The 8,725-nt window shown below is 66.5% G+C and carries 10 protein-coding genes; 9 read left to right on the forward strand and 1 reads right to left on the reverse strand.

Annotated elements, in window-relative coordinates; translation table 11 throughout:
- Positions 1-125: 125 nt before the first annotated feature.
- The 4 genes from OS124_RS27245 (at position 126) to minE (ending at position 2,467) form a co-directional block, all read left to right on the forward strand.
- Positions 126-287 carry a hypothetical protein gene (locus OS124_RS27245; RefSeq protein WP_168161427.1) on the forward strand — a complete coding sequence of 54 codons (162 nt, stop codon included), beginning with the start codon at positions 126-128 and terminating at the stop codon, positions 285-287.
- Between the two features lie 277 nt (positions 288-564).
- Entirely contained in the window at positions 565-1,311 is a 747-nt protein-coding gene (gene minC / locus OS124_RS0102795) for a septum site-determining protein MinC (protein ID WP_010137798.1), read from the forward strand.
- On the forward strand, positions 1,308-2,156 hold the full coding sequence (minD, locus tag OS124_RS0102800) for a septum site-determining protein MinD (protein ID WP_010137799.1): 849 nt from the start codon (positions 1,308-1,310) through the stop codon (positions 2,154-2,156). Before minC ends, minD begins: the two co-directional genes overlap by 4 nt.
- Complete coding sequence (minE, locus tag OS124_RS23495; RefSeq protein ID WP_010137800.1) at positions 2,153-2,467, forward strand: cell division topological specificity factor MinE; 315 nt, start codon at positions 2,153-2,155, stop codon at positions 2,465-2,467. The genes minD and minE overlap by 4 nt, the downstream gene beginning before the upstream one ends.
- Positions 2,468-2,758: 291 nt before the next feature.
- On the opposite strand, the gene OS124_RS0102810 is transcribed toward minE, so the two are convergent.
- Positions 2,759-5,272, reverse strand: a complete 2,514-nt coding sequence (locus OS124_RS0102810) for a cation:proton antiporter (protein WP_010137801.1) — start codon at positions 5,270-5,272, stop codon at positions 2,759-2,761.
- Between the two features lie 914 nt (positions 5,273-6,186).
- Here OS124_RS0102810 and OS124_RS0102820 point away from each other — a divergent pair.
- From OS124_RS0102820 to OS124_RS0102845, 5 genes are all read left to right on the forward strand, one after another.
- Positions 6,187-6,537: a hypothetical protein gene (locus OS124_RS0102820; protein WP_010137802.1), complete on the forward strand. Its 351-nt coding sequence runs from the start codon at positions 6,187-6,189 to the stop codon at positions 6,535-6,537.
- Positions 6,534-7,082, forward strand: a complete 549-nt coding sequence (locus OS124_RS0102825; protein WP_010137803.1) for a hypothetical protein — start codon at positions 6,534-6,536, stop codon at positions 7,080-7,082. Before OS124_RS0102820 ends, OS124_RS0102825 begins: the two co-directional genes overlap by 4 nt.
- On the forward strand, positions 7,079-7,297 hold the full coding sequence (locus tag OS124_RS0102830) for a hypothetical protein (protein WP_010137804.1): 219 nt from the start codon (positions 7,079-7,081) through the stop codon (positions 7,295-7,297). The genes OS124_RS0102825 and OS124_RS0102830 overlap by 4 nt, the downstream gene beginning before the upstream one ends.
- Positions 7,294-7,521: a hypothetical protein gene (locus OS124_RS0102835; protein WP_010137806.1), complete on the forward strand. Its 228-nt coding sequence runs from the start codon at positions 7,294-7,296 to the stop codon at positions 7,519-7,521. Before OS124_RS0102830 ends, OS124_RS0102835 begins: the two co-directional genes overlap by 4 nt.
- Before the next feature lie 369 nt (positions 7,522-7,890).
- Positions 7,891-8,725: terminase large subunit domain-containing protein (locus tag OS124_RS0102845; protein WP_237708060.1), on the forward strand; the 835-nt coding region annotated here is incomplete at its 3' end.

Here is an 8,725-nt window from a genome sequence, read left to right on the forward strand (position 1 = left end):
ATCAGCAGCCGGGCTGCCGGCTCGCCCAAGCCTTTGTCAGCGGGGATCATGCCCTTGTGCGCCGCGGGCAGCTTGCCCTGGGCCACCCACTGCCAGGAAGGTACCCGCATGGCATAGGCTGTACCATGGGCAGCCCCTGCTTCAGCGAGATCATGGCCGCCCACGGGCTGGAGGTGACCTTCGGCAGCATCGGGCGCGGTCCCGGCGCCAATGCGCCGAAGGGTCTCTCCCCCGGGGTGCGCCCGGGCGAGGTGGTGACCCCGGCCGGCGGCTCGGGCCCTGGCTAGACGACGCTGGGCCGCACAAGCCCGCACCTCGCACGCCAGGACAGCGCGTGGCCCAGCAGGACGATTGAGCAACGTCAACCACCTGACGGGATGCGCAGGGGGCACGGTGAGCGGATCATTTCCTAGTCGCGACAGTATGGAAGCAAAAACCTGCGCAAATGCTCCCTCGCCCGCGCAAGGCGATGTGAGCCCGGCGTGAACCCGACTACGAGCGACCCAATGAGGAAAACAGCGCGGGCAAACCCGCGTCACAGGACGAGAGCAGGAGCACATTCCCGTGCCGACACATCAGACAGACGGTCGAAGCAGAGGCGCTTCGGTCGCGGCGCGGCCCTTCCAGGTGCGTGGCCGGTTCATCACCGCGATCGCGCTGCGGCTTGAGACAGAGAGCCTGGACGAAGACTTCTACGCGCTGCTGGACGAACAGCTGCGCAGCGCCCCCCAACTTCTGCTGGATGCGCCGCTGTTGCTGGATCTGGGCAAGGTGCCCGACCTGGTGGATGCGCGGCAGGTCCGCGTGCTGCTGGAAGAGCTGCGGTCGCGCAACCTGCATGTCTTCGGCGTCGAGAATGCCAGCGATCCGCAGCGCCGCCTCGCCGAGGGCCTGGGCCTGATCCCGGTGCTGATCGGGCGCGACGCTCCGGTCGAGAAGGCCGGCCAGGATCGGCGCCGCAAGATCGACAAGCTGCTGCCGCCCGACAACATGCTGGTGACCGAGCCGGTGCGCTCGGGCCAGGTGGTGGTCGCGGAACGGGGTGATCTGACGGTGATCGGATCGGTGTCCTCGGGGGCCGAGCTGGTGGCCTCGGGCAACATCCATGTCTACGGCACCCTGCGCGGGCGGGCCTTCGCCGGTGTCTACGGAGACGAGACGGCGCGGATCTTCTGCCAGCGCCAGGAGGCCGAGCTGCTGGCGATCGCGGGGATCTACCGGACCAGCGAGAGCATCGGCGACGAGATGCGCGACAGGTGCCTGCAGGTATTCCTGAAAGATGACGGTTTGAAACTGGAGGCGGTCACATGACGACGCAAATCAAGGAGGCGCCCCCCCTGGGCAAGATCATCGTGATCACCTCGGGCAAGGGTGGGGTCGGCAAGACGACCTCGGCGGCGGCGATCTCTGCCGGACTGGCGAAGCTGGGCCACAAGACGGTCGTCATCGACTTCGACGTGGGCCTGCGCAACCTCGACATGATCATGGGCTGCGAACGCCGGGTGGTCTTCGACTTCATCAACGTCATTCAGGGCGATGCGAAGCTGAAGCAGGCGCTGATCAAGGACAAGCGCCTGGACAACCTGTCGATTCTCCCGACCTCGCAGACCCGCGACAAGGACGCGCTGACCAAGGAGGGTGTCGAAGCCGTCCTGGAAGAGCTGAAACAGGATTTCGACTACATCATCTGCGACAGCCCGGCGGGGATCGAGCGCGGCGCGCAGCTGGCGATGTACTTCGCCGACGAGGCGGTGGTGGTGACCAACCCCGAAGTCTCCTCGGTGCGCGACAGCGACCGGGTACTGGGCCTGCTGGCCAGCAAGACCCGGCGGGCGGAAAGCGGCTCGGACGAGCCGGTGAAGGCGCAGATCCTGCTGACCCGCCACGACCAGGGGCGGATCGACCGGGGCGAGATGATGACGGTGGAAGACGTGCTGGAGATCCTGGCCGCGCCCCTGCTGGGGATCATCCCCGAAAGCCAGGCGGTGCTGCGGGCCTCGAACGTCGGCACGCCGGTCATCCTCGACGAGCCCTCCAGCGCCAGCCGCGCCTACGAGGATGCGGTGGCCCGCCTGACGGGCGCCGAGGTGGAAATGCGCGTCGGCGAAGATCGCAAACCCGGCCTGTTCCAGCGGCTGTTCGGACGGTCGACATGAGCCTGTTCGGATTTGCCTTCAAGCCCCGCCGAGCCAAGTCCGCCAAGACCGCAAAGGACCGGCTGCAGCTGCTGCTCGCACATGAACGTGCCAGCGGCGGCCCCGATGCCGACTTCCTGCCGCAACTTCAGGCCGACCTGCTGGCCGTGATCCGCAAGTACGTCACGGTCGGCGACGATGATGTCGAGGTGAAGATCCAGCGCGAAGACGAGGTCTCGAGCCTCGAGATCAACATCGAGATGCCCGCCCGGACGAAGGACGACGCGACGGAAGAGGCCAAGCCGAAGCCGAAGCGATCCGAAAAAGCCTAGGGCAGAGCTTGTCTGGCAGGCCGAACGGGTCTGCCATCTGCTGAAGCCTTCGAAGGCCTACGTGCGGCGACGTTTTCCCTGCCCCCGCGCGACACCTCGGCGGGAGGGTGCCAGATGGCCCGGACAGGGCTACTGTGCTGTCCCTCCCCGCCCACGCGTCACCTTCCATGCAGCGCCTCCCACCGGGACGCGCCCGTCCCGGGATCGTCATCCTGCGCCGCCACAGAGGCCCCCGGGTGCGGCGCTGGCACCGGCCAGGATCAGGACGCGAGAACCATCGGCGGCCCGCCCTCAGCCGTCATCATCCGTCACGTCAAACAGCTCTTCCGGCGAGATCCCGCGCTTCTCAGCGCTGGCACGCACGGCCTCCTGCAGCGAGGTGCTGCGTTCCAGAAGACCGCGGAAGCGCGCCTCGTCCAGTTCCAGAAGGGTCGAGGGAGCAATCGCGCGCACCTCGGACCTCAGCCGCTTCTTCAGCAGGATCGACATCTGGCCGAACATCTCACCGCGCCCCAGGCGCCAGGTCTGGCCGGCGGTCTCGACCTCGACGGCCCCCGACGCAATGAAGAAGACGCACTTCGCGGCGCCATCCCTGCGGATGATGACATCACCGGCATTGGCATAGCGCGACCGGAGAACCCGGCTCAGCCGTTTCAGATCACGCTCGTTCAGGCCATCGAAAAGGGGCAGCTGACGCACCAGTTCGACCCGCTGCAGCGTGATGTCGAGGTGGGGCCGTTCCTCGGCGGCCGCGCGGCGCAGGTCGAGATCCGCCGACAGCTTGGTGTAGACCTCCGCACCGATCAGCCCATCCTCGCGGATGGTCACGTACTCGCGCTCTTCAAGGCGCAGGGCCGTCCGGCGGATGAAGCGCCGTTCAAGTTCCTCCGCATAGCCGGGGTACTGCAGGCGCAGGCCATCCAGCGCGGTTTCGACCATCTCGATCCGGCGCAGCAGAAGGCCGGAGAGCAGGTCACTGACGCGCTTGCCGTGGATGCGGCGAATGCGCCCGGTTATGAAGCCGTCCAGATCGCGCAGGACCAGCCGCTGCGACAGGAGCAGTTCGAAATGCGCCGCCGTCAGGTTGGCCAGCGGCCGCGACAGGCGGAACCGCACGTTGAGGAAGCCGGCAATGCGGAAGGCCCGGCCATAGGCCACGTTTCGGCGCGCCGCGCGATTGTAGCCGTTGCGCCCGTCCGAGCGCGCGCCCTCGATCAGGCGGTCCGCATCTGACAGCACCCGTTCGGCCATCCGGGCCGAGATCGTCCGCTCTCTGACCCTTGCAAGGATCGTGTCGCGTTCATGACCGGCCAGCGCGATCAGGCCGAGGGTGATCCGGTCACGGTCCAGGATATCGGCGCTTTCCTCGGCCGTGCGGACGGCATCATCCAGCCTCTCGCCGAACCGCTTGGCTTCCGAGCGGACGGTCTCGCGACCCAGTTCGTAGTTTTCGGTGGTCCGCGCCAGATCCTCGCGGACCTGCTGCAGGGCGACGGCGACCACCTGTCGCGACAGCGCCTCGTCGATCGGTGACAGGCGATCCAGCCCCAGCTTGCCGATGATCCAGCGCAGCGTCGTCCCCTGGAAGATCAGGGTGAACAGCGTGAAGCCGGTGGCCAGGATCCCGACCACGCGCTGCACGTCGTCGGGCACGCGGTAGCTCTCGGTCACCGCAAGGGCCAGGGCCAGGGTCACCGCCCCGCGCAGCCCGCCCCAGAGGATCGCGACCCGGTAGGGTTGTTCGACCCTGGGCGACAGCTTCACCGCGGTCAGCAGGGGCAGGAGGACGAAGAGGATAAGCGCCCGCGCGGCAATGGCCGCCAGGATGACCACGCCGACCTGCATGACGTCCTCGGCCCGGACCTCTTCCAGAAGCCGGGGCACCAGCAGCGCCGCCAGGATGAAGATCAGGGCGCCGGCCCAGTGCGCCAGCACGTCCCAGAGTTCTCTCAGGTTGGTCCAGGCCTGTGGCGGCACGCGCCCCGGGCCCGCCAGGTTCAGCGTCAGCCCGCCGGCCACCACGGCGATGACCCCCGAGGCCCCGACCAGCTGCTCGGCGCCGATATAGGCAAGGTAGGGCAAGGCCACCGAGATGGAGATCTGCGCAAGCTCGTGACGACCGAACATCCCCATGATCCCGAGCGCGATCCGTGCGGCCAGCCAGCCGGTCGCCGCGCCGCCGGCGATCAGGAAGGGAAAGCGCGCCAGGGCGTCGCCCAGCTTGGGGTCCGGCACCCCCAGCATGACAAAGCCCATGAAAAGCCCGAACAATGCGATTGCGGCGGCGTCGTTCAGCAGGCTTTCGCCCTCGATGATCCGCGACAGGCGGCGTGGTGCCGAGATCGAGCGGAAGATCGAGACCACGGCAGAAGGGTCGGTGGTCGAGATGATCGCGCCGATCAGCAGACAGGCCGCAAGCGGCAGCGTGCTGACCCAGGACAGCGCATAGCCCACCGAAAGCGTGGCCGCGACCACAGCCACCACGGCCAGCATCAGGATCGGCACCCAGTCGTCGAGCATCCTGCGCAGGTCCATCCCCAGCGTCGCCTGGAACAGCAGCGTCGGCAGGAAGACGTAAATGAACACGTTCGACCGGATCGGCAGTCCCAGGATCGCCTCGGCCACGGGGTTGAGCGCATCTGTCAGCTGCGTCCGCAGGAAGAAGGTCGCCCCGACACCGATCAGGATGCCGAGGGTTGCCAGGATCACGCTGAACGGCAGGCGCATGCGCGCCGCCAACGGCTCTGCGCATCCGATGACAAGAAACAGCGATGAAATGACAGTGGTGATCAGAACGATGTCCATAGGATGCAGATAGCAGATGCATCGGCGGGGGCATCGGGAAAATGCTGTTTCCGGGCCAAGATGACGGTCATGTCAACTCGGTTCCTGCGAGCCGGACGCGCCGGGTCGCAGTCCTCGCGCATGGCAGGGGCCGATGGTCAGCCTTGCTCCCGCGACCAGGCCACCGGACCTGGCAACGCGCCCTGCGCCCCGGTCCGGTCGGGCCCGCGCCGTAAGGAAAAATGCCGCGATTTGCGCCCCCCCCCGGCGGTCCCGGGGGCGCATGGCCACCCTCTCGTCTCGCCTGCCAGACCGGGGTGAGGCTGTGGGTACCCTTCATGACAGGCCTGCAACAGGTCCTCAACCAGACGCCCCGCATGGGCGAGACCATATGTGCTTGGGGGCCCAAGGGGCGCGCTCTCGGCTATCGAAGCGCGCAAGAGGCTGTCATGGCCGCCAGGAGGCAGATCGGGGCCGAAGAATAAGACCTGCATGGGCTGCGCTAATCGGCCGCCGCCGAACTCGGCGCTCCGCGCCTTGATGACGACTACATCATGGCCGTGACGGGTCACTCTTCCAAGGAGATGGTCGCCAAGTACGCCGGCCCCGCTCGCCTGCAGGCTCGTGCGAAACTTGCCCAGTCGTAAAGGCGACAGGACTGAGTCACACGCCTCTCTCGCCACTGAACGGAACGTGACCAAAACCGGAATGTTGAGAGCGATGTCGAGAACAAAAAAGCCAGAACTGGCTAAGTATTGGAGGCGAGTACCGGAATCGAACCGGTGTACACGGATTTGCAATCCAATCATTTTTATCGAAATAACAATAACTTAAGGTCCAAAAAGTATCAGGACATTGCGAAAACAAAGGCGGAACCTGATACTCGTCGCAAGACCACCCCCATTTCCCGCCTGATCGCCCCCGCTCACAAGAGCATGTCGCGGTCCCTCGGGTACGCTCTGACCGTCGCTGACAGCTTCGCCTGGGACGGCTTCGCCAAGGTCGCTTCCCTGCGCCTTGCCCCAGAGGAACGCGCCGCGCTGGCCTACGCCGCGCTGCACTCCCTGAGCCCCTATCACGCCGAGCTGACCGCCTGCGCCGCGCTCAGCCCCGCCGGTGAGCCGCTGCCGTCCTACCTGGGCGGGATGCAGGAGGCCCGGAGCTGGTCCGAGTTCGCCGCCCTGGGCGAGCTGAAAGCCTACGCGCTGGCCGCCTACGAGGCGCTGCCCGCTCGCGAGCAGATGGCTTTCCGCAAGCACATCTCGGAAGTGGAGATCGCAGCATGAAGATGCTTGTACACCGCACCCCCGCGGCAACCGGCGCTCCCTTTGACCTGCCGGCGATCAAGGTTCACGTCCGCGTCGATGACGGCAGCGAGGACGCCGCCCTGACCAACATCGGCCACACCGCTGCATCTGAAATCGAGCACTTCGCCCAGATCGCGTTGCTGCGCCAGACCATCGTCGTGACTATCCTCGGGCCGGATCTGGACGATACGCTGTACCTGCCGATTGGGCCTGCTTTGCCGGACGCCGAGCCGAGCGTCAGCATCAACGGCCAAGCTTTCACCGACTTCCTCTATTTTCCCTTCACGCGCCCGGTCATTGTTTGGGGGGCATCCTACCTCGCCACCATCCCGCAGCGGGTCGATATCGAGTACCAGGCAGGCTTCGGGGATACCGCCGCCGATATCCCGCCCGACCTCGCACAGGCGCTCATGGATCAGGCCGCGCTTCACTTCGATGGCCGCTCACCCATGAGCGCCAAGGAGCTGACGACCTCGCCCCACATGGCTCGCATCGGCGCCCGGTATCGCGGGGTGAAGGCATGAGCCGCACCGAGTCCGACTACCTGCTTTACCAGATGTCGCATGTCGTCCGTGACGGTGCTGACGGTCCGGATCGAGAGTTCGCGCGGAGGATGTTCCAGGCTGGCAAGGATCGCTGGTTCATTGCCAGCCGTGCCGAGATCGAACGGATGCGCGGCATCGAGACCCGATACTGGCGGGCCCGTGAGGCTGCCAAGAGTGCGAGGGCCGAGGCATGACCGAGCTTGAGCTGGACGAGATCATGACCCTGCGCTGGCCCGCCGTGGTGCGCCAGGTGATGGCCGATGGCAGCGACGAGTGGCTGAAAGGCTTCGTGCGTTCCATCGCCCGCCAGGGGAAGCGCAAGAGCTGGGTGCCGACACCCCGTCAGGTCTCTCTGATGCGCCGCCTCGTGGCGGAGCTGAGCGTGCCTGAGCCCGAGTTCAACCTGATCGAAGACTGAGAAAGCGGTGGCCCCACGCACCGAGAGACACGTGGGGCCAGCTGGTGGACCGGGTTCGCAACGGTGGCACCAGTTGGAGCGAAGCCTACCACGGGCGGGATCACAGGCAAAGGGCAGTCCGCAAGGTTGAGGCCCGATCCCCGGCGCAGCGTTCATGCGTCGCAAGCAGCAACCGACCAGCAGGCGAGGACGCGCGCACTGTTGGGCCCAAAGCGAGGGACCGGCTCCGTTGAGCAGGACTTTCACGCGGAGGGCATAGGGACTGCCGCGCTTAGGAGCGTGGGCAGTCGTCCTATGCCCTTCGCTCAGAACCTCACCATTGAGCAGACCAGGTGAGAGCAACGGTTGAGCAGAGAGAGACAGACGACAATGGACGCGACGACGAAGAAGGACAGGAAGTGGCGCAAGGCGGACGGCTCGAAGCTGCCCGCGCCCGCGATCCCGCCCGTCACGCCCGCGACCGATCCGCGCCAGCCCAACCTCTTCGGAAATGGTCCCAATGCCGCCGATCTGAGAAAAGCCCGAGACCGGGGAGGAGAGTTGTCAATTTTCTCGCGCGGCGCCGAGTGGCCCGGAGAGACCCCCGCCGAAAGAGCTATGCATTTCATGCAAGGGCTTGAGGTGCCCGAGGGAGCGAACGCCGGGAAACTGGTCCAGCTCGCGCCGTTTCAATCGCGCTTCATCCAGGGATCGCTCGCGCCCGAGGTCTCGGCCTCCGTTCTCAGCATCGGGCGCGGCAACGGCAAGTCCGCAATCACGGCGGGGCTCGGCCTCGGTGGCCTCTTGGGCGTCTGGGATGGCCAGCCGCGCCGCGAGATCGTCGCCGCAGCTCGGACCCGTGACCAGGGCAAGGTGATCTGGGACTTCGTGGCGGGCTTCGCTGCCTCTCTGCCTCTGGAGATCCAGCGGCGCCTGATCTACCGCCGCGCGCCGCGCCTGGAAATCGAGTTCGAAGGCGAGGACGGCAGCCACCTGTTGCGGGTCATCGCAGCTGACGGCAAGTCGGCCCTGGGCGGGGCGCCCACGATGGCAATCCTGGACGAGCGCGGGCATTGGGCGCTGGATCGCGGCGACGAGCTGGAACACGCGCTGCTGTCGGGCCTCGGCAAGCGGAATGGCCGGGCCTTCCTGATCAGCACCAGCGCCAGCGACGACACGCACCCGTTTTCCCGCTGGATCGATGACCCGCTGCCCGGCACCTACG

Source organism: Oceanicola sp. S124, from assembly GCF_000220565.1.
In the GTDB taxonomy this organism is placed as follows: domain Bacteria; phylum Pseudomonadota; class Alphaproteobacteria; order Rhodobacterales; family Rhodobacteraceae; genus Pseudooceanicola.

Excerpts from the sequence above, each read along its gene's own strand:
- OS124_RS0102835 (WP_010137806.1), top strand. The coding sequence starts at position 7,294 with ATGACCGAGCTTGAGCTGGACGAGATCATGACCCTGCGCTGGCCCGCC.
- OS124_RS0102825 (WP_010137803.1), top strand. The coding sequence starts at position 6,534 with ATGAAGATGCTTGTACACCGCACCCCCGCGGCAACCGGCGCTCCCTTT.
- OS124_RS0102830 (WP_010137804.1), top strand. The coding sequence starts at position 7,079 with ATGAGCCGCACCGAGTCCGACTACCTGCTTTACCAGATGTCGCATGTC.
- OS124_RS0102820 (WP_010137802.1), top strand. The coding sequence starts at position 6,187 with ATGTCGCGGTCCCTCGGGTACGCTCTGACCGTCGCTGACAGCTTCGCC.
- minE (WP_010137800.1), top strand. The coding sequence starts at position 2,153 with ATGAGCCTGTTCGGATTTGCCTTCAAGCCCCGCCGAGCCAAGTCCGCC.
- OS124_RS0102810 (WP_010137801.1), bottom strand. The coding sequence starts at position 5,272 with ATGGACATCGTTCTGATCACCACTGTCATTTCATCGCTGTTTCTTGTC.
- minD (WP_010137799.1), top strand. The coding sequence starts at position 1,308 with ATGACGACGCAAATCAAGGAGGCGCCCCCCCTGGGCAAGATCATCGTG.
- OS124_RS27245 (WP_168161427.1), top strand. The coding sequence starts at position 126 with ATGGGCAGCCCCTGCTTCAGCGAGATCATGGCCGCCCACGGGCTGGAG.